Origin of the sequence: Arcobacter sp. F2176 (genome assembly GCF_004116465.1) — a bacterium.
Lineage (GTDB): Bacteria > Campylobacterota > Campylobacteria > Campylobacterales > Arcobacteraceae > Arcobacter > Arcobacter siniprincipis.
This window is the reverse complement of record NZ_PDJV01000052.1, coordinates 1-927: the sequence shown is the minus strand read 5'-3', so window position 1 is coordinate 927 and position 927 is coordinate 1. Positions and strand designations below refer to the sequence as shown.

Below are 927 nucleotides of genomic sequence, written 5' to 3'. Positions count from 1 at the left end.
ATATTCAATAATATTAACAGCAGCAGTAGCACCATCAGCTGCTGCACATACTACTTGTTTCGCTGCATCTATTCTTACATCACCTGCTGCATATAATCCTGGTACATTTGTTCTCATCTTTAAATCTACCACTACTTCTGTTGCTTCATTTACTTCACATAGGTAACTTCCATCTTCTTGTTTTAAGCTATCACTTAATACATCTCTTCCTACAAATGTAAATACTCCTGGTACTGCTAAATCTCTTATATCACCTGTCTCTTTACTTTTTACTTTTATTCCTAGTACTCCTGTAACATCTCCATATACTTCTTCTACTGTTACATTACTTACTTCTTCTATATTCTCACAAGCTTTCATATGTTCTATTGTACTTGGTGCTGCTCTATATGTATCTCTTCTATGCACTAGGTATACTTTTGAACACATCTTTGAAAGGTAAACTGCTTCTTCTAAGGCTGAGTCTCCTCCTCCTATTACTGCTACTTCTTTATTTTTATAAAAGAACCCATCACAAGTGGCACAAGTTGATACTCCTCTTCCGAAAAATTCATCTTCTCCTTTAAATCCACCTTTTTTTGGTACTGATCCTGTTGCTAGCAATACTGATTTTGCTTCTTGTTTTGTTCCATCACTTAATTCTACTGTAAACACTTCACCTGTTTTTGTTACTTTACTTACTTGATTCATCTCATGTTTTAGTCCAAATCTCATCGCTTGGATTGGCCATGACTCCATCAAATCCATCCCACTGATTATCTCTACTTGTCCTGGGTAATTCTCTATTTCACTACTTCCTGTGATTTGTCCTCCTGGCATACCCATCTCAAACATCGTTACATTTTTTAATCCACCTCTTGTTGAATACAAACCTGCTGTAAGTCCAGCTGGCCCTCCTCCGATTATCGCTAAATCTAACATCTTCTT

At 36.5% G+C, this 927-nt stretch carries 1 protein-coding gene; it reads right to left on the bottom strand.

What is annotated here, in order from left to right; genetic code table 11:
- Positions 1-921: NAD(P)/FAD-dependent oxidoreductase (locus CRU95_RS16100; RefSeq protein ID WP_129102123.1), on the bottom strand; the 921-nt coding region annotated here is incomplete at its 3' end.
- Positions 922-927: the final 6 nt, after the last annotated feature.